Below are 18,894 nucleotides of genomic sequence, written 5' to 3' on the forward strand. Positions count from 1 at the left end.
CTCCTCTAAATGTTAGCTTTTTCCCGCATCTCATCGATCAGCTTTGACGCCTGAGCTTTGGTGAGATTGTCGTCATACATCTCGGGCGTGCCTGCCTGCTCGCAGAGCGTTTTCAGATAGGAGGCCTGAGCGCCGGTCATCGGGTCATCGCCCGAAACCCATCGTCGGGATCCTTTTGAGTGTTGTCGGTTAATTCCGTTTTCGGATTACTCATGATGACGCTCCTTTCGATCGCGATAACGTGGGCGTTCGCTGAACGTTCCTTCTGCCGGCAGTCGCCTGGCGCCCTCTTGCCGGCAATCGTCAGTTGGGCATGAGAAGCGAGCATCCCCGCACAATTGAATCGCAGCCGCCGGCCAAATCCAGCAAGCGCTTCCTGATAAAGGGATCGGCTTTGCCGACGAGTTGCCGTATGTGCCGAGCTCTTTCCTTCGTCGTCCAATTGGTTTCACCTTCGGGCATTCGCCAGAACGCGGCTCACAAGCCCGCGGACTGACTTCTGCTTTACCTGATCCATGGTGCATTGGTCCGGCCGCTTGTCTGGCCGCCATCTGAGGATTGACGTACCGTGACGAAATCGTCCTGCGGTGAAGTGATCATACGAGACCTCGACGACGTATTTCGGCTTCACGGGGCTCCACTCGGACGATCGCTTCGTGGACCACCGGCTGGGACCACCCGGTGCGTTTCCCGTAAAGCTTTGCTTTTGAGCGACATCCTCAAGCTTGTCTGTCAGCGCGGCTTTGTCCTTGGCTTTGATGCCAGAAGAGAAGCCGACGTGATGAAGCAGACCGTCGGCATCGTAAAGACCCAATAGGATCGAACCGACAACCCGGCGACCCGCCTGCCTCTTCTCGGCGTAGCGGAAGCCGCCGATCACGCAGTCGGCGCTTCGGAACTTCTTTATCTTCTGCATGCCTTCGCGGTTGCCGGCCTGATACGGCAGATCGAGCCGCTTCGCGATTATGCCGTCGCTGCCCCCACCCGCCGACCCGAGCCAGCGCTCTGCCTCCTTCAACCTGCGGCTGGCGGGCGAGAGGCGGAAATATGCAGCTCCCGGAAATTGACGCGTCGCGAAATCCTCAAGGAGTGGCCGGCGCTCAGACAATGGCCACGCTGCGACGTCCTTGATACCCTCCTTCAGGAAATCGAAAGCCAGGTATAACGCTGGTGTTTCCGCGGCCAATCTTTTCACGCGGCTTGCCGCCGGATGGATGCGCTGAAGCAGATCGTCGAACGAGAACTGGCCCTCGACCGGCACGACGATCTCGCCATCCAGGATGAAGCTTTTCGCGTTCAGATCGAGCGCAGCAGCGACGAGCTCCGGAAAATAGCGCTTTAGGTCCTGGCCGCTCTTGGAGAACATCGCGACGTCACCGGCATCGCGCGCGAGGATGCAGCGGAAGCCGTCCCACTTGGGCTCGTACTGCCACTCCGGTCCTTGCGGAATCTCGTCGACCGACCGCGCCTCCATGGCAGCGAGTGGAACGGACGCTTTTCTCATGCGGCCTTGCGCATGCGGCCGCGCGTCCTTGACCGCTTCGCCTTCCTTGCCCCCGCTTTCGTCGGCTTTCTGCGTCCGGACGCCGGACAGGTGACCAACGAGAGTTTCAACGACCCCTTCCAATAGGCACGCGGCGCCATTCCTAACCTCCAGATGACAGGAACTTTAACGGACCCGGGAACTTTCAGTTCCTGTGGAATGCGAGGTGCCGAATGAAGAAACTGCTCGCTAAATATCGTGCCAAACGGGATTTTTCGAAGACGGCAGAGCCTAGCGGCGACGCCGCAGTCAAGAAAGCGAAGGGTCTCCGTTTCGTCATCCAGAAGCATGCGGCGTCGCATCTGCACTACGACCTGCGGCTGGAACTCGACGGGGTCTTCAAATCCTGGGCCGTGACGAAGGGCCCCTCCCTCGACCCCCGCGACAAGCGGCTCGCGGTGGAGGTCGAGGACCACCCTCTGGACTACGGCGACTTCGAGGGCACCATTCCGAAGGGCCAGTACGGCGGCGGCACGGTGATGGTGTGGGATCGCGGATTCTGGAATTGCGACGACCCGCAAAAGGCGTACCGCAAGGGCAAGCTGGATTTCACTTTGGAAGGCGAGAAGCTCCAAGGTGGCTGGATCCTCACCCGCATGCGCAATCGGGAGAACGAAAAGCGCACCAACTGGCTCTTGATCAAGCGTCGGGACGCGTTCGCGCGCGAAGGAAGGAAGAACACGGTCCTGGACGAGGACGCCTCCGTGGCCTCGGGTCGCTCGATGGACGACATCGCGGCCGGCAAGGGCCGGGGTCCGAAAGCGTTTATCACGGGAAATAAATCGCGGGCGTCCGCGAAGGCCGAATGGACCTCGCATCGTGCCGCCTCGAACAGGTCAGCGGCGAAGAAGCGGTCTCGGCCGCTCGCGGCGCGCTCGAAGCGATCTTCGGCCAAGAAAACGAGCAAGAAGAAGCGCGCGTCCGACAGCGACATGCCAGCCTTCGTGCCGCCGCAACTTTGCACGTCGGTCGAACGGCCTCCCGCTGGCGGCGGCTGGGTCCACGAGATCAAGTTCGACGGCTATCGCATCCAGATGCGTGTCGAGAACGGAGGCGTAACGCTGAAGACCCGGAAGGGCCTCGATTGGACCGCCAAATTCGCCTCCGCCATTGCGAAAGCGGCGAGAAAACTGCCCGATTGTCTGATCGACGGAGAGATCGTCGCCCTCGATCATCGCGGCTCCCCGGACTTTGCGGGCCTGCAGGCCGCGCTGTCCGATGGCAAGACTGACGACCTGATCTTCTTCGCATTCGATTTGCTTTTCCTCGAAGGCAAGGACCTGCGAGGCAGATTTCTCGTGGACCGCAAAAGCACGCTCAAGAACCTCGTCGAAAGAATCTATGGCAAGCATCAGACTGAGATCCGATATGTCGAGCACTTCGAGAGCGGAGGCGACGCCGTCCTCAAGTCCGCCTGCCGGATGTCCCTGGAAGGCATCGTCTCGAAGCAGGCGGACGCACCCTACGCCTCGGGGCGCACCGATAGCTGGACAAAGGCCAAATGCCGCGCCGGACACGAGGTCGTCATCGGTGCATGGAACAGCAACGGAAGCCAATTCAGGTCGCTGATGGCTGGCGTGTACCGCGGCGATCATCTGGTCTATGTCGGCAACATCGGAACGGGATTCGGCGCCGAGAAGGTTTCGCGCCTGATGCCGGCGCTGAAGGCCGCCGCCTCGGAGAAGAACCCGTTCGGAGGCAAGAACGCCCCGCGCAAGAAGGCCGGCGTGCACTGGCTCAAGCCGGAGCTCGTGGCCGAGATCGAGTTTGCGGGCTTCACCGGCGCCGGTATGATCCGCCAGGCGGCGTTCAAGGGACTACGTCAGGACAAGCCTGCGAAAGAGGTCGAAGCCGAACGGCCGGCGCCCTCCGACAGCACCGATGTCGCAGAACCGATGCCGGCGAGAGCGCGAAACAAAACCTCGTCCGACGACGGCGTGGTAATGGGAGTGCCCCTGAGCCATCCGGATAAGGTGCTCTGGCCCGACGAGGGCGAGGGCCCCGTCACCAAGCTCGATCTGGCGCGGTATTTCGAAGATGTCGGCACGTGGATGATGGACCACCTGAAGGGACGCCCCTGCTCGATCATCAGAGCGCCAGACGGCATCGGCGGACAACGCTTCTTCCAGCGGCATTCGATGAAAGGCGGGTCCAATCTGCTCGAAGAAGTCTCCGTGTCCGGTGACCGCAGGCCCTATGTGCAGATCGATCGGATCGAAGGGCTGGCGGCCGTGGCGCAGAGTGCGGGCCTCGAACTGCATCCTTGGAACAACCAGCCGGGTGACCCGGCCCTTCCCGGCCGTCTCGTGTTCGATCTCGATCCCGCGCCGGATGTCAACTTCGACGCCGTCATCGAGGCTGCGAAGGAAATGCGTGAACGACTGTCGGGGCTCGGCCTCGTCTCCTTCTGCAAGACCACGGGCGGCAAAGGTCTGCATGTCGTGACGCCGCTGGCGCGTCCGAAAAAGACACAGCGGCTGACCTGGGCCGAGACGAAGCAGTTCGCCCGGGACGTCTGCAGCACAATGGCGGCTGACAGTCCCGACCGCTATCTCATCAACATGAGCAAGGCGAAGCGAACGGGAAAGATCTTCCTCGACTACCTTCGGAACGACCAGTTCTCTACCGCCGTGGCTCCACTATCGCCCCGCGCCCGGCCTAACGCGCCTGTCTCCATGCCCGTGACGTGGCCGCAGGTGAAGCACGGTCTGGATCCGGCGGAATATACGATCCATACCGTGCCCCGGCTTCTGAGAAAATCGAAGGCATGGGCAGACTATTGCGAAGGCGAGCGATCTCCTCTGGAGGCTATTGCGCGACTCCGAAAGCCCCAGGTCCTGAGGCGCGCGGCCTGACCGGCATGGGGAGCACAACAGCCGGTACCTTCAGTCGCTCGGCGTCGGCGGCTGGCTCGCAACGGATGGAGTGCGGTCAATCAGCTGTCGTGTTTGGATGGCAAGGGCCAAGGTGGCAACGGCGGCAAGCCAAGGATCTCACGCACAGGACCAAACGAGCGTCTGTGGGCTGCACAAGCACCAAGTTTGGAGAGCGCGGCGTAGTGCGCGGGCACGGGATAACCCTTGTGATCCGCGAAACCGTAGCCGGGATAACAGGTATCGAGCTCTCGCATCAGCGCATCGCGCGCCACCTTCGCGAGAATGGAAGCTGCTGCGATGCTGGCCGACTTGGCGTCGCCCTTGATAATTGCCTGCTGCGGAATCGCCACCTCTTTCAGCCGTTTTGCGTCGATCAAAAGATGTTGCGGGGTTGACTGCAGCCCTTCAACAGCCCGTCGCATCGCGAGAAGTCCCGCCCAGTAGATATTTATCGAGTCGATTTCCTCAACTTCGACGAAGGCGACACACCAGGCCGCCGCCTTTTGCTTGATTTCTTCCGCGAGCGTTTCCCGCGCAGACGGGTCCAACTTTTTTGAGTCGTCGATGCCCATGATGCGCGTACCCGGCTTCAAAATAACCGCGGCAGCCGAGACAGGCCCCGCTAGTGGGCTCATTCCGGCCTCATCAATGCCTGCCACGGCATCGTAGCCCTTCTCCCAGAGGAGGGTCTCGAAGCGAAGCATCTTGCGAAGCCGCTGTCCCTCTGACCGATTTTCAAATCGCCGCCTTGCGATCGAAGCGAGGATAGCGCGTGCTCCGGCGCGGCTGTCTGCGCGCAAGACTTCTTCAAGGCTGGTCTCGAGCGGACGACGCTCTATGACATAGCGTTGATGTAATTCATTGAGAGATAGTCGGGTCATGTTTGAAGCTTCGACAGGGACAGCCAGCTCGCAGATACGATTGCTAAAGGTTTGTGGCAAATATCTGAAAAATCCGCTTGTAAGAATTGCGAACCGGGACGAATTCCTCCGAAGACTACCTGGTTCCACTCGTTCGGGGACTGGACTGGCACCCTCGCGTTATCGGCGCTCTGAAGCGATGCTAGGCACTAATCGCTTAATCCGTCGCGCTTCAGGAAAGCCTTGTTGATGGCGACGGCCGCCTTGGCGCCTTCCCCGATCGCGACCGCGACAAGCAGGACATCGCGCGACACGTCTCCCGCGACATAGACGCCGCGAACACTCGTTTCCTCCGTCACGCGATCGATGACGACTCCGCCTTTCTCATTGCGTTGGCAGCCAAGGCGCTGCGAGAGGTCGGACGCCTGGTGGCAGCCTGTCGAGAAGAAGAATCCCTCGCGTTCCAGGTCTGGCCCGCTTTCAAACCTGATAGTGTTCAGTTTTTCGGCCGTCCCCTCCAGAGACCGGATGCGCTCCTCCCGCAATGGTATACCGTATTGCCGGAGCTTCAGCGCGGTATCCGCGCTTACCTGCGTTCCATCGCTCAAAGCGACGATATCCGGCGTCCAGTGCTTCATCATGATGGCGAGATCTGCGCCCTTGTCTCCCTTACCATAGGCGGCCACGGGCTTGCCGGCGTACTCGAAGCCGTCGCAGTACAGGCAGTGATGGACAGATGCGCCGTAGAGACGTTCCACGCCGGAGAGCTCCGGAAGTTCGTCGACAAGCCCGGTAGCGAGCAAAACCTTCGCGGCCGTCCCCCTGCTGCCATCGGCGCAGCCAAAGGCGAAACCCTGCCCTTCGGACCTGATATCAACAACCCTCGTCATCTTGAGCTCGACCGTTTCATACCGAGCGAGTTCCTGCCTTGCTTCATCCAGGAACGCAGCGGGGGATTTTCCTTCACGTCCCAGAAGGCCATGTATTCCCTGCGAGGCCCGGTTGCGCTGCTGATTTTCATCGCAGACAAGGACCCGCCGCAGGCACCTTCCTAAAATCAGGGCGGCGCTCAATCCCGCAGGCCCGCCGCCGGCGATCACAACATCAAACTTCATTTGCCCTCCAGCCGTGTTTGCAATGGGACCCCTTGGGCCTCTCCTCGCGTTGTCACTGCGAGGAAGGAAATCATGCCGCTCACATCAGGCCATACATCCGGAAATCTCACGCCTGAGGAGCGCCGGGAGCGGCGCGCCCTTCGCCGCGACAAGCAGCGCAAGGACAACATTCTCCGTTCTGCAAAGATGCATATAGCCAGGCTGAAATTCGAAACTGAAAGGCGCGAAAGGCCGCCCATGAGCCTGAAGCAAACGGTCTATGTCGGTTGCTCGGGGTGGCGATATTGGAAATGGCGTGACTCGTTTTACGAGGGCATCCCCCAGGCCGCATGGTTCGGACACTATGCCGGCGAATTTGACACCGTTGAGATCAACGCCTCATTATACTCATGGCCGACCGTTGCAGGCGTTCAGGCTTGGCGTCGTCAGCCGGGCGAAAGGAATTTCGTCTACACTGTAAAGGTCTGCGAGCTCATAACCCATATCAAGCAGTTCAAGGGCACTAAAACCTTGATACGGGACTTCGGGATCATCGCAGACATTCTCGGTGAGCGGATGGGGTGCTTTCTGTTTCAGCTCCCGCCAAGCTACCGTTACACCAAGGCCCGGCTCGCCTCGATCGTCGAGCAGCTCGATCCAGCACGGCGGAACGCGGTGGAATTCCGGCACAAGAGCTGGTGGAACGAGGAGGTGTATAGCGCCTTTCGCAACGCCGGAATCATCTTCTGCTCGTGCAGCGGCCCCCGCCTGCCTGACGAGCTCATCAAGACGGCCGACGAGGTGTACTTACGCCTCCATGGTCCCGTCCGCTGGTACAGGCACGATTATTCCAAACAGGAGCTCGGTAGTTGGGCGGAGCGGATCAAAAAGAGCGGCGCCAGGCGAGCCTGGATCTACTTTAACAACGATTACGGCGGCCATGCCCCGAGGAACGCGAGAACCTTCCACCGCCTTCTGGCAAAGACGAGAAGGATTACAAAAGCAGCGAAATAGGAACCGACCGCATGGTGGGGGATTTGATTAGAGCCATTTCAGAAAACCCCACCCCGAGGTAACCATGTATCATCACGTCAAAAAACTCATGTACACCGTGCGCGTCGACGAGCCGGATCCCCGATTCGGCAATATGCTGCTTGAACAGTTTGGAGGCGCGAACGGTGAACTCGCCGCCGCGATGCAGTACTCCATCCAGGGACTGAATTGCGAGGACCCGGATCGCAAAGACCTTCTGATGGATATCGGCACCGAAGAGCTCAGCCATCTCGAAGTAGTCGGCTGTCTTGCACGCCTTCACCTCAAGCCAACCAAGTTCGACCGCGAAAGGGCGGAGGCCGATCCCCTTATTGCTATCGCAGGCGGCGGCGGAGTCAATCTTTTCAACTCGCAGGGCAATCCCTGGACGGCCGATTATCTCAAGATCACGGGCGAGCTCGACGTCGACCTGCGGAGCAATATCGCGGCCGAAGCTCGGGCAAAAATCGTCTATGAGCGACTGATAAACTTCTGTGACGACGCCGGCACAAAGGACGCGCTGCAGTTTCTCATGACCCGGGAAATCACGCACATGAAGGCGTTTGCCGCCGCGCTTGAGAGCATGAAGAAGCCGGCATTCTCCATCGGCAGGATTGCTCCGACCCCCGGCCTCGTGAATCAGTTCTTCAACGACTCAACCGGATCAGGCGACGAGGGCGAGATTGACACACGCGGCCCGTGGAACGAGGGCGGCGACTGGGAATACCTTCAGTCGCCGGCCTTGTCGGCGCCTACCGCGGATACCGAAGCGCCCATCAGAACCGAGAGCTCGCCTCCGACGGCGCCCGAGGGGATCAATGACCTGCTGCTCGACGAGCTGCGCGACATATTGCATGCAGAAAAGCAGCTCACCAAAGCCCTTCCCAAGATGGCCAAGGCAGCCAGGTTTGACCGTCTTCGTGAGTGTTTTGAAGAACATCTCATCGAGACCGAGGGCCAGATCGAGCGGCTCAACGAATGCTTCTCGCTCCTCGGGGAGACGGCCCGTGCAAAGCCCTGCAAGGGCATGATGGGCCTTGTCGAGGAAGGCCAGGAGGTCATGGCAGAGGGCGAAGAGAAGGAGGACGCACTTGCGGACCTCGCACTCATCGGCGCGGCTCAGCGGGTCGAGCACTATGAGATCTCCGGATACACGACCGCGAAGAATCTCGCGCAGCAGCTTCGGCACAGCGCTATCGTTGCGCTGCTCTCTAAATCGCTCGCCGAAGAAGAGAACGCCGACCAGTTGCTGAACCAGATCGCACGAACCCTGATGTCTGTTGCGAAGATGCCTGATGCCATCGAGCAGAGCTCTGAAGAAGAGGCCTGAAGCAGAAGCATAGCGCCGTCTCGACAGGTGACCGAGGCGGATGAGACATGGGCGAGGCCTCGAACGGCAGCGCCGAGAACAGGGGCGATGCACGATGAGGCGCCGCGCGACCCACCAGCTGCATTCTTGCCGTGAACCCATGGCAGGTCGAGTTGGCAGGTTGTGCGGCGCATTTGTCTTCCATTTTAGCCGAAGGGGCAGGCACCGACCTCGAAACGCGCGATGACAGGTGGCACTTGCAAACCTGCCTGACTGCCGCCTGCATCAACCTACCAGTTCCGTCGCGAGGAACGATCTCAGGCACCCGATTTATCCTTCCGCGCATTTGGCCATGGAGACCTGACATGGGGCCCGATGAGGTCCTGAGAGCGATGTTGATGTATTTCGTCCTGCCGCTTTGGCTGGCCGCCCATCGCGCCACCCAGATCGAAAAGACCAGCGGCTGGAAAGAGTCAGTCCTCCACATCGCGCAGTTTGCCGAGATGGCCGTCCCGGTGCTGGCCGCGCTGTTCCTGGAAATAACTTCGGGGGGGTGATCCTGGTGATGATGGCGTTCCTCGTTCTCCATGAAGCTACGGCGATCTGGGACGTCCGCTACGCCTCGGGGCGGCGCGAGGTTTCACCCAGCGAGCAGCACATCCATAGCGTCCTCGAAATGCTCCCGCTGACCGGATTGCTGCTCGTCATCGCCCTTCATTGGCCGGCATTTGCGGCCTTGTTCGGGTACGGAACGTCCGACTTCTCCTTCAGCCCGAAGCAGTCGCCATTGCCCCTGACTTACATTGTCACCATGCTGGCTTTGACGGCGCTGCTCGAGGTTCTGCCATACCTCGAAGAATTGATCCGCGGCCTGCGTTACCGCGGGCCTCGCATGAAGCAATAGACCAGGTGGCGCCAGGCCGGCCGAAGGACATGAATGCGTATCGGTGTCGCGACACCCGACGGCGGGGCAGGATACACATCACACCACCCTCGACAGCATCTGGATTCGTTTTGCCTCGCGGGTTCAGCGAACCAATTTAATGATGACACCTTCATTCGGCCTCAGGTGTAGTGGTCCCTCTATATTTCCTGGCGGGCGATCCAGTCCCGAAGACAACAATCGATCCCCGCGGCCCAGCCACTCAAAGAGCCGCGGTTCCCCCGATATATTGAGACCTACCAGGATTTCCGTTTCGTTCAACCTCCGCGCAAATGAAAGAACATCATTACGGGGCCGCCGCGGCTGATACGCGGCCTGCAACAGGCAAGGCTCCCGACGCCGCAATGCGATGAGCTCGCGATAGAGGTTCAATAGCGAGTTGGGGTCGCGTTGCTGCGCCATGATGTTGCGCGCCCGGTCTTGGCTCAGCGGCAACCAGGGTTCGCCCTTGGTAAATCCGCCTCCATCCGTGTCGTCCCAACGTATCGGCGCGCGCTCAGGGTCGCGGCCGAGGCCAAACCCCTTTACGAGCTTTTCGAAAGGGTCCTGGACCCGTTCCGCTGGGATGGCCACCTGCTCCGCACCGATTTCATCTCCCGCAAACAGGAAGGGTGTGCCCCTGATGGTCATCAGCAGCATCGCCAGGATGCGTGCCTGGGCCTGACCGATCTTGCTGGCGATGCGATGCTTGTCATGGCCGCCGATCACAAAGTCGGGCCAGGCGCCCCTCGGGATGGCGTTGAAGTAGGCATCGATCGTCGCTTGAAGCGAAATCGCATTCCATTCCGAATCGAGTAGCGCGAAATTCAGCGGCAGGTGCAGACGCGGTTTTGAGTTTCCGTAAAAATGCCCGATCCGATCCGTCTTGCCCTGCACCTCGCCGCACAGCAGTCTACCATCGTATCGGTCGAGGACTTCCCTGATGTATTCGATGCACTCCATGGCTTCCGGCCTGTCGTCCGTAAAGACGGGGATGTTGACCTGAGGCGGTGGCGTTTTATCGTTCGCCTCGGGATCGCGGGGGTTGTCGCGCAAAAGGTCATCCTTGATCAGCACCGCGCTGGCGTCGACCCGAAAGCCGTCGACGCCGCGATCGAGCCAGAAGCGCATGGTGCTCGCCATGGCTTTTCGGACTTCGAGGTTTCGCCAGTTCAGATCCGGCTGACTCGACAGAAAGGAATGATAATAGAATTGCCGGCGTTCCTCACACCATTCCCAGGCGCTGCCTCCGAACCGGCTGAGCCAATTGTTCGGCGGACCGCCGTTTGCGTTGGGTTCCGTCCAGATATACCAATCAGCCTTCGGATCGGTTCGCGAGCAACGGCTTTCCCTAAACCAGGCGTGCTGGTCGGACGTGTGATTGGGGACCAGATCGAGAATCAGGCGAATGCCGGAATCGTGCAAAGCTCGCACAACCCGATCGAAATCGTCCAACGTGCCGAAGCGTGGATCGACCGCGCAGAAATCGGCAATGTCATAGCCGAAGTCCTGATTGGGACTCTTGTAGATCGGTGTGAGCCACACGGCGCCCACGCCCAGCCAATTGAGATAATCGATCCGTTGCAGAAGGCCTCGGAGGTCACCTATGCCATCCCCGTTGCTGTCCAAAAAAGAAATCGCTGCGATTTCGTACACGACCGCGTCATGCCACCACGCTTCGCCGGAAGGACACGACTTCATTGACGTTTCGTTGTTGTTCACGCGCAGCAACTTCGGCGAGCGCGGCGATTGATCTCGCCTGAAAAAGCCGACGGTTAAACTCCGGCGCTCCGTCGTTTGTTCCTATAAGTTCAGGGACGGGGCTATCGTCGCTCGGACGAGTAGTGCCGGACTTCAGGAGTTCGATGACGAGTCCCTCATCATCCCTAAGCACAATGCCCGCCCGATTCCTTTTTCAAGGTACGTGAACGTCGGACCGGCAAATTAGCAGATGCCATGCGCTGCCGCCGTCAGAGCCTCCGGCTCGGCAGTTCGACAATGCGCGGAGTAGAGACTCCACATGACTAAAACGTGGCGGGATTTTTATTGGAACCCGAACCACCCACTGGCGTTTTGAGGCCGAGGAGGTCTGGAATGCCGTACTACTATTTTGATCTCATGATTGATGGCCGACCACATGACCAAGGCGGAATGATCCTGGAAGACTTTGCAGTCGCTTCCGACCGCGCAGATGCTTTAGCGAGCGAGCTTTACGTTATACGACCTGAATTGCATTCCAAGCGGTGCTTCGTACGCGTGGTAGATGCGAACAATGTGGAGATCTATCGTACCCCGATTGATCCTGTCCCCAAGTGGTCCGTGAAGACCGTGCAAAGTTGATACCGGCAGGGACGTGGCGAGGTACGAGGCATCAAGGAAAATACCCGGGCCGTTTCTCCGAGTACATCCCATCGGAAAAACTACTGCTGCGCGGCGGATGCCTTCCCACGGCAAAGCCGTTTCCGATTGGCGAGAGCTTGATGCGAGCCACTTTTGCCCCAGGCAGCGGCGGATTTGTTTTTTCGATAAGCGCAATGCCAACAATGAGGGCAAGTACGACAGCGAGTTCGACGAGAAACCTACCTCCTCTCTTCGAAGGTGAAAAGATCAAGAGCAGCTTGCTACACTAGACGAACGTACATAGACGGCAGCCGCCCAAGATTGGCCGTTCGCTCCGCGCACACGATGCCCGCATTCGCCAGAGCAATGGGATGCCGCACCCCGCTTTCCCATGCCGTTGAGATGCCGGTAGCTACCAAGGCTTCGGGATTGTTGAACTTCTCAGCCAGTCCGACTGCCCGGACATATTCCATCGCGATTTGCATGGCGCGGCAGAGAGCAGGATCTTGTGTAACAGGGAAATGAGCAGCGTACATGGCTTGACCACATTTGCTGTCCGAGAAACTTTTGCAGAGTTCTGGCGTTCCAAACTCGCCGCTCTTATCCGATAGGCAACCTCTGACCCAGGCGGGCTCTATCGGCCCTGTGTTCTGCATCCAGGCTTCTTGTTGTTAGCCTCAGGCGGTCCTCGGCAGGGCGGTTTGTTTGACACCATGCTAACGAGCCGCCAGGTTTTAAACTACCGCCGATGCCCCAGGGACAAGCCGATTGCTCGTCGGTTTGAAAAGACCCTTCTCGTACCGCCACGCCGTAAGTGGGCGCCACTGCGCAGGCCGCGCAACGGTGCGAGTATGCAGCAACTCGACTGATCGCGCTCCGCCGCTCTCCGCGTCGCTAACCTAAATTGGGGCGGCTGTCCCGGCCGCCCGGATATCCTGCGGCGCGCCTGACGACGACGGGTATGGTCTGCGACCCATCGATCTGCACGTGGCGCGCTTGCATGGGATGCACCTGGTACTTTGCGGCTTGTTGCAGCCGGCTCGCCCAGCGATGCTCTAGACGATCGATCACGTGACGGGGTAGACGAATATTTCCATGGGATCCTCCTCAGGCCGCCAGTGCCCGAGACGTGGAGAAGCGGCGCTTTGGCTTTTCTCCTGGGGGGTTGCGGGGGCCGCCATCCAGTTCGGATAACGCCTCCAGGATCGCGCATCCACGCCGACAGGCTGCTTCCGTCCCGCGGGCCGTGGGTAGCGGTCGCGGGCCGCATGTTCTTCCTCTCTTGAAGGACGGCAGCCCGAGACAACGAGGTCGGGCCGCCGCTGGATGTCCTGTCAGGCCGCCTTTGAGTCGAGCTGATGTACGTTGGCCTGTGAGGCCCCATTTATGGTGATCCGCCGCGGCTTCATGGCCTCGGGAATCTCCCGGACCAGATCGATCTTGAGCAGGCCGTTATCGAACGAGGCATTCTTGACCTGGACGTAATCGGCCAGGTTGAACTGACGTTTGAAGTGGCGGGTCGAAATGCCCCTGTACAGGAATTGACGTTCGGCTTTTTCGGGTTTGTTGCCTTCTATCGTCACGACGTTCTGCTCGGCTGTGATCGAGATTTCGTCGGGCGAGAAGCCGGCCACCGCGAGCGAGATCTGATAGCTGTCCTCGCCGAGCCGTTCGATGTTGTAGGGCGGGTAATTGTCCTCGGCCGTCCGCTGTGCGGATTCCGCGAGGTCGAACAGGCGGTCAAAACCGATGGTCGAACGCCAGAGGGGAGAGAAGTCGTAAGTGCGCATGGCCAGATCCTCCAAAGAGCAAAATGGTTACAAGCGGCACCGGACACGACCGATGCCCGTCTCCGGGCCCTAAGGCGCCCGGGCCACCCCTGCGGTGGCGCCTAGAAAATTATGAAAACGGAATTTGGTTTCAAGCGTCGGTAAAAATTTTGAAGCCAAATTCGGAGGGGCACCTTCAACGCCAGCACCAAAAAAAGGGGCGGAAGGCCCCCGAGAAGGTTACCACCGGCGCCAGCCGCGATGGCGCCATTCCCAATGTCCGATGCCCGAAGCGTGGCCCGGGGAGAAGCCGTGAAAGCGATAGCGAGTCGGGCCGCCACCCGCAGGGGCCCCACGGGTTGCAGACCCAGTGCGCTTGCTCGACGTTCGTGGCGACAGCAAGGGAACGATTTATTTCGAGCGACGTTCGATAAGGCGGAGCCATCGCCCGCCGTTCACAACGGCGCCTGTCGCGGATAGCCAAAGGTCTTTCGACCCGCTGTTATTCTCCACTAGCGCTCGCGCGGATAGCCAAAGGCGATGGCTCCATGCACGCCCCGAAATTTCGAATGCGATGGACGACCTACACGATCTGGTATGGGCCATGTTCGGAGTGGCGGTCGCCGCCGTCATGCTGGTAGCGGGCGAGCTGTATCTGGTGACGCGGCCGGATCCCCCAGGAGTAAATTCAATAAATTCAGAGCCTCCCGCCGTCGTCACATCCTCGGCTGAAGGCAGCCGGGGCAACGAAGCGAATAGCCCTCGCGGCGGAGATCCATTGGAAGTTTTGGATGCCAACGCTGCTTGTCGCGGTCGGACCGAAACCACGGTGAGTATTCATTGAGCCCGACATTTTCATGCGCAAGGGCTCTCCTCCGCTAAAAGGGGAACGGCGGGACGCAAGAAGGGGGCGCCATCGAGTGGTCCCGATGGCCTTTCCCTGGTCGAGGCGGTAGTGCTGCTGTTGGTTGGCCGAACGTCCCCTGATCACGGTTATCACCGCGTCGCGATGCGTGGCAGACATTCGCCCGGCTCCTGAGACAAACCGGTGCGAATGCATCGGAGAATATCCGGTTTGCCCCTCGCAGGCTTGGCTGTAAAGCTCACTTCGAAGGCGTTCGGGGTGGATTTCCTCACGCCTTCGATCTCGCTTTAGGCGGCCTCAGCAACCGGTGCAAATGTCGGGTATGATAGTCTCGACGGTTTTGCCGCGCGCCTTATCGCGAGTGTCTTGAGGCCAAAGCAAACGATCGGGAGTTGTTACGGTAGCCTTGGGCGGATCTTTAGACCGGCTTGTCGGCCGAGCGTCCCCGTCCTGCTTTGCTTGCGCCACGGTTGCCATGGCCAAGATGAGAATTACTACTAGTTGTCGCATTTCACGGCTCCGTTAGTTCGTTTCTTCCTTTCTGCCGGGAGGGCCGGCTTGTTTCCGCGCGATCGTGTGTTCGAACCGACCATAACGCTTGTGTCAAAACTGCGATCGAGAGCCCAAGACCCGTCGGGGCCTTGGGCGCATCGGCCGGGTTTACCAGCCGGCCACTACATAGGGCGGCGTTGGCGGTGCCACCAGAGGCGCCGACACATAGCCTGGGCGACTCACCACGATGGTGCGTTCACGCACGACGGGCGGTGCGACGACGGCGGGTCGCACGATGTATCTGGGCGCCATCACGACGTGATAGGGCTCGACGATTGGAAATGGCTCCGCATAAGTTTCGAAATAGACGCTCTGCGCGGATGCGCTGCTTATGCCAATGCCGAGGGAGCCGACGAGCGCCAGGCCGAGCCGCAGGAGCATGGACGTTTTGGAGTTCATCTCACACCTCCGTGGGTAGGTTGGGATGTCCCATAAACGACAAACAGCTGGAGCTGGTTCCTGGGCTCGGATTTTTTGGCGATGTAATTCCTTCAACTGGAGCGGCCGATGTCTTCGACGTTGACCCGAATGGTAACCGACCGGTCGTTGCGCTTGACCGAGAGCTCGATTTCCTTTCCGACGCCGACGGCCTCGAGCTGGTCGGTCAGATCGGACAGCCGCCTGGCAGGTTGCCGGTTTGCGCTCACGATGACGTCTCCGAGTGCGCCGGTCTGGTCTATGCCGCGCAGCCCGGCCTGCGCAGCCGGTGAACCCGGCACAGCGCGCACCACGACGACGCCTTCTATCCCGAGCCGAGTTGCCACGGCCTCACTCGCGGCCACAATCCCGATGCCGGGAGTAGGCACCCGCCCCTTGCTGATGAGCTGGGGAACGACACGGTTCACGGTGTCTACCGGGACCGCAAATCCTATGCCGGCGTTGGAACCGGACGGGGATATGATCGCAGTGGTCACACCGATCAGCCGTCCAGCAGAATCCAGCAGCGGACCTCCGGAATTGCCGGGGTTCACGGCGGCATCGGTCTGGATGACATTGCCGATTTCGCGCCCGGCATTCGTCGGCAGCCGCCGCTTCAGGGCGCTGATCACGCCCGTCGTCAGCGACTGATCGAGGCCGAAGGGGTTGCCGATGGCGAACGCGGCTTGGCCGACCTTCAGGTCGGCCGAACTTCCTACCGCGATGGGAGGTGGCAGATTGCGAGTGCTTCGCAGCCTGACGACGGCGAGATCGTAGTTCGGCGCCGTCCCGACGATCGAAGCGCCGACTACTTCGCCGGTGGCGAAGCGGATCGCAACCTCCCGGGTCCCGCTCACCACATGATTGTTGGTGACCACATGGCCCGCGCCGTCCCAGACAAAGCCAGTGCCGCTCTGTTCGCGGCCACCTTCGCCTTCGACATCTGCCGATCCAAAACTGGCTGCGGCACCTACGACCTGAACCACCGAAGGAGACACCCTTTCGAACAGGCCGATTGTAGCGCGTTCGGCTTCCGCTAGATCGCCCCGCGCGGCGATCGGCCTTGGAGAGGTCGCTGCGTACAACAGGGTGTCAAGGTAGGGCCGCCCGAACAAGGCGGCAAGCAGCACAATCAGGATGAGGATAGCCGCCCGGGAAAAATGTTGGCGCATGGAGCCACTCCAAGTCTGCGTCGTTAGTTCCAGCATCAAGACACGCCAACCGGGTTCGTTCCGAGTCGCCCGATCGCAAGCGGAAAACCCTCCCCTCTTGAAACCAAATCACGGCTTCCTAGTTTTTCTGCAGCCACCCAAGGTGGCGCCGGACGCCAAAGCAGGGTCCGGCCGAGGCCATCGGGGCATCCCCGGTGATGCTCCTATCCATGTTGCTCGAAGGAGGATGTGGTTATGAGAACTTATGATCTGCCAACACTTAGACGCTCGACTGTCGGGTTCGACCGGCTCTTGAATCTGGTGAGTGACGCGACAGTCGCGGAGGATAACTTCCCGCCGTTCGATGTTGAGCGCACCGGCGAAAACCAGTATCGGATCTCAATGGCACTTGCCGGCTTCGCGCCGCAAGACATCGACATCACCGCGGAACAATCCGCACTTGCAGTCGAAGGCCGTAAGGTCGGGAAAGAAGACGGCGACTACCTGCACCAGGGAATCAGCGTGCGGCCGTTTCGCCGCGTCTTCAACCTCTCGGAACACATGCAGGTGAAGGACGCGACGTTCGATAATGGCCTGCTCAACATCGTATTGATACGGGAGATACCGGAGGCGATGAAGCCGCGGCGGATTCCGATCGTCGGCGCTGGCAACGAGAGCCAGAAAACCGAAAATACGCAGGCGGCCTGAGAGCGACCGTCTTCGAGCAGCACCGGCGCGGCAAGCCGCGCTCTAGAGAGCTGCGACCATTGAAACATGAAAAAGGAGTACAAAATGGCACTACGTGATCTCGTTCCATGGAACAACAGCTCACGCAATGTGAGCGTACAAGGCAATGAAACAGGCAATCCGTTTCTTGCGCTCCACCGTGAAATGAACCGCATGTTCGACGAGGCATTCCGGAGCTTCGATATTGGCTCTTTTGGCTCGTCCTCGATGACGGGTTGGCCAAGCGTCGAACTCAACGAGACGGAAAAGGAGGTCAAGGTCATCGCTGAACTTCCGGGTCTGGACCAGAACGACGTTGCGATCGAACTCTCGGACGGTGTGCTGACCATCAGCGGCGAGAAGAAGAGCCAATCGGAAGACAAGGAGCGTCGCTTCAGCGAGCGTTACTATGGACGTTTCGAGCGGCGTATTCCCGTCGACGACGTCGACCAGGACAAGGTCGCCGCGTCGTTCAAGGACGGAGTCCTCACCGTGACGCTGCCCAAGCTGCCTACAGCGCAGCGGAAGGTGAAAAGGATCGCGATCAACGGAGTAAGCAACTGACAGTAGGATCAAGGCGGGCGGGGGTTTTCTCCCGTCCGCCTGGGGAGGCTTCCATGAAAGTCTCGCCTTTGTCGACCCATTCGGAGTTTGCGGCCCGTCAACCCGTCCCGGGTCCGTCGGCGCAATCGATATTCCCGGCGGACGCGCACGCCACGATCCACAAGGCCGCCCCCTCGCCGATGACTTCGGGCCGGGCCCTTGCCGAACAATGGAAGCTCCGTTTCGAGCGCCGCTCTGCCCCGTACGTCGAACCGTTGATGGGCTGGACCGGCGGCGACGATACTCTGGCTCAGGTGGAGCTTTCGTTTCCGTCCGCCGAGGCGGCGATCGCCTATGCTCGCCGCCAAGGCCTGCAGTTTACCGTGCAGAACCTGCCGGGGTCGAAGCCGCGCCTGGTTTCGGACAATCCGAGCGCCGAAACCCGAATTGCGAGCCAGCAGCGCCGCCGAAGGTTGGAATGGATTGAGCGAACCCTTGGACCGGACGTGCTCCGTCACGGGTTTGGGCCTGAACTCGCTCCCGCCGCAAGCTACAGACATCCGCAACAGGTGCTGCTGGACAGCAATCTGTCGCCGACGCAAAAGGACGATGTCTTGCGGCGCTGGGCTTTTGATGCCTATCGGATAGACGTGGAGCACTCGAAGGGCAACTTGCTGACGCGGCCTTCCCATCTTTGGGAGGTGATCGATGCGCTGCTCGATCTTGAGGAGCCGCAGATAACGGCAGGATCCTTTCGGCACGTTCGACAGGAAGGCGAGTTGATTTCGATCGCAGGCGCCGCCATGAGGCGATGCCAATCGCGTTCGAAGGAGTGGCCGGATCGTGGATGTTGAGCGATAGTCAGAGAGGATCTTTGCTGGGGCCCGCCCGCCAT

Annotated in this window: 19 protein-coding genes; 9 read left to right on the forward strand and 10 right to left on the reverse strand. The window is 60.1% G+C overall.

What is annotated here, in order from left to right; all coding sequences use genetic code 11:
• Positions 1 to 5: 5 nt before the first annotated feature.
• The 3 genes from ABIE49_RS12455 to ABIE49_RS12465 are packed head-to-tail and all read right to left on the reverse strand — an operon-like array spanning position 6 to position 1,504.
• Entirely contained in the window at positions 6 to 140 is a 135-nt protein-coding gene (locus ABIE49_RS12455) for a DUF3072 domain-containing protein (RefSeq protein WP_210337593.1), read from the reverse strand.
• On the reverse strand, positions 137 to 442 hold the full coding sequence (locus tag ABIE49_RS12460) for a hypothetical protein (protein WP_210337592.1): 306 nt from the start codon (positions 440 to 442) through the stop codon (positions 137 to 139). The genes ABIE49_RS12455 and ABIE49_RS12460 overlap by 4 nt, the downstream gene beginning before the upstream one ends.
• A gap of 6 nt (positions 443 to 448) precedes the next feature.
• The gene (locus tag ABIE49_RS12465) at positions 449 to 1,504 is read right to left on the reverse strand and encodes an ATP-dependent DNA ligase (protein ID WP_354066790.1); all 1,056 of its coding nucleotides are present in this window, start codon (positions 1,502 to 1,504) and stop codon (positions 449 to 451) included.
• 212 nt (positions 1,505 to 1,716) lie between these two features.
• Between ABIE49_RS12465 and ligD the strand changes: the two genes are divergently transcribed.
• Positions 1,717 to 4,398 (forward strand): DNA ligase D, encoded by a 2,682-nt coding sequence (ligD, locus tag ABIE49_RS12470; RefSeq protein ID WP_192740774.1) that lies wholly within the window; start codon positions 1,717 to 1,719, stop codon positions 4,396 to 4,398.
• Positions 4,399 to 4,478: 80 nt separating this feature from the next.
• Here ligD and rnhB read toward each other — a convergent pair whose 3' ends face one another.
• Positions 4,479 to 5,300, reverse strand: coding sequence for a ribonuclease HII (gene rnhB, locus ABIE49_RS12475; RefSeq protein ID WP_192740773.1), 822 nt, complete (start codon positions 5,298 to 5,300; stop codon positions 4,479 to 4,481).
• A 188-nt stretch (positions 5,301 to 5,488) separates the two neighbouring features.
• A complete protein-coding gene (locus ABIE49_RS12480; protein WP_192740772.1) occupies positions 5,489 to 6,379 on the reverse strand; it encodes an NAD(P)/FAD-dependent oxidoreductase in 891 nt (296 codons plus the stop codon).
• Between the two features lie 87 nt (positions 6,380 to 6,466).
• On the opposite strand from ABIE49_RS12480, the gene ABIE49_RS12485 reads away from it, so the two are divergent.
• The 4 genes from ABIE49_RS12485 to ABIE49_RS12500 all read left to right on the forward strand — a co-directional run bounded on the left by ABIE49_RS12485 (position 6,467) and on the right by ABIE49_RS12500 (position 9,618).
• A complete protein-coding gene (locus ABIE49_RS12485) occupies positions 6,467 to 7,387 on the forward strand; it encodes a DUF72 domain-containing protein (RefSeq protein WP_210337591.1) in 921 nt (306 codons plus the stop codon).
• Positions 7,388 to 7,451: 64 nt separating this feature from the next.
• The gene (locus ABIE49_RS12490) at positions 7,452 to 8,735 is read left to right on the forward strand and encodes a DUF892 family protein (protein WP_192740771.1); all 1,284 of its coding nucleotides are present in this window, start codon (positions 7,452 to 7,454) and stop codon (positions 8,733 to 8,735) included.
• Between the two features lie 344 nt (positions 8,736 to 9,079).
• On the forward strand, positions 9,080 to 9,271 hold the full coding sequence (locus ABIE49_RS12495; protein ID WP_354066791.1) for a hypothetical protein: 192 nt from the start codon (positions 9,080 to 9,082) through the stop codon (positions 9,269 to 9,271).
• Positions 9,272 to 9,276: 5 nt separating this feature from the next.
• Positions 9,277 to 9,618 (forward strand): hypothetical protein, encoded by a 342-nt coding sequence (locus ABIE49_RS12500; RefSeq protein ID WP_354066792.1) that lies wholly within the window; start codon positions 9,277 to 9,279, stop codon positions 9,616 to 9,618.
• A gap of 123 nt (positions 9,619 to 9,741) precedes the next feature.
• Here ABIE49_RS12500 and ABIE49_RS12505 read toward each other — a convergent pair whose 3' ends face one another.
• Positions 9,742 to 11,337 carry an alpha-amylase family glycosyl hydrolase gene (locus ABIE49_RS12505; RefSeq protein WP_192740784.1) on the reverse strand — a complete coding sequence of 532 codons (1,596 nt, stop codon included), beginning with the start codon at positions 11,335 to 11,337 and terminating at the stop codon, positions 9,742 to 9,744.
• Between the two features lie 393 nt (positions 11,338 to 11,730).
• Here ABIE49_RS12505 and ABIE49_RS12510 point away from each other — a divergent pair, with 393 nt between their 5' ends.
• The gene (locus ABIE49_RS12510) at positions 11,731 to 11,976 is read left to right on the forward strand and encodes a DUF6894 family protein (protein ID WP_192740770.1); all 246 of its coding nucleotides are present in this window, start codon (positions 11,731 to 11,733) and stop codon (positions 11,974 to 11,976) included.
• A gap of 281 nt (positions 11,977 to 12,257) precedes the next feature.
• Here ABIE49_RS12510 and ABIE49_RS12515 read toward each other — a convergent pair whose 3' ends face one another.
• The 4 genes from ABIE49_RS12515 to ABIE49_RS12530 all read right to left on the reverse strand — a co-directional run bounded on the left by ABIE49_RS12515 (position 12,258) and on the right by ABIE49_RS12530 (position 16,751).
• A complete protein-coding gene (locus ABIE49_RS12515) occupies positions 12,258 to 12,632 on the reverse strand; it encodes a hypothetical protein (RefSeq protein ID WP_192740769.1) in 375 nt (124 codons plus the stop codon).
• A 678-nt stretch (positions 12,633 to 13,310) separates the two neighbouring features.
• The gene (hspD, locus tag ABIE49_RS12520) at positions 13,311 to 13,766 is read right to left on the reverse strand and encodes a small heat shock protein HspD (protein WP_192740768.1); all 456 of its coding nucleotides are present in this window, start codon (positions 13,764 to 13,766) and stop codon (positions 13,311 to 13,313) included.
• Between the two features lie 1,504 nt (positions 13,767 to 15,270).
• Positions 15,271 to 15,561 carry a hypothetical protein gene (locus ABIE49_RS12525; RefSeq protein ID WP_192740767.1) on the reverse strand — a complete coding sequence of 97 codons (291 nt, stop codon included), beginning with the start codon at positions 15,559 to 15,561 and terminating at the stop codon, positions 15,271 to 15,273.
• Between the two features lie 92 nt (positions 15,562 to 15,653).
• Positions 15,654 to 16,751 (reverse strand): S1C family serine protease, encoded by a 1,098-nt coding sequence (locus ABIE49_RS12530; RefSeq protein ID WP_192740766.1) that lies wholly within the window; start codon positions 16,749 to 16,751, stop codon positions 15,654 to 15,656.
• A 234-nt stretch (positions 16,752 to 16,985) separates the two neighbouring features.
• On the opposite strand from ABIE49_RS12530, the gene ABIE49_RS12535 reads away from it, so the two are divergent.
• The 3 genes from ABIE49_RS12535 (at position 16,986) to ABIE49_RS12545 (ending at position 18,853) form a co-directional block, all read left to right on the forward strand.
• Positions 16,986 to 17,438, forward strand: coding sequence for an Hsp20 family protein (locus tag ABIE49_RS12535; protein ID WP_192740765.1), 453 nt, complete (start codon positions 16,986 to 16,988; stop codon positions 17,436 to 17,438).
• Between the two features lie 84 nt (positions 17,439 to 17,522).
• Positions 17,523 to 18,020 carry an Hsp20/alpha crystallin family protein gene (locus ABIE49_RS12540; RefSeq protein ID WP_192740764.1) on the forward strand — a complete coding sequence of 166 codons (498 nt, stop codon included), beginning with the start codon at positions 17,523 to 17,525 and terminating at the stop codon, positions 18,018 to 18,020.
• Positions 18,021 to 18,199: 179 nt separating this feature from the next.
• Complete coding sequence (locus tag ABIE49_RS12545) at positions 18,200 to 18,853, forward strand: NADH dehydrogenase ubiquinone Fe-S protein 4 (protein WP_502915992.1); 654 nt, start codon at positions 18,200 to 18,202, stop codon at positions 18,851 to 18,853.
• The last annotated feature ends 41 nt before the right edge of the window (positions 18,854 to 18,894 follow it).

This window comes from Bradyrhizobium sp. OAE829 (assembly GCF_040546575.1).
Lineage (GTDB): Bacteria > Pseudomonadota > Alphaproteobacteria > Rhizobiales > Xanthobacteraceae > Bradyrhizobium.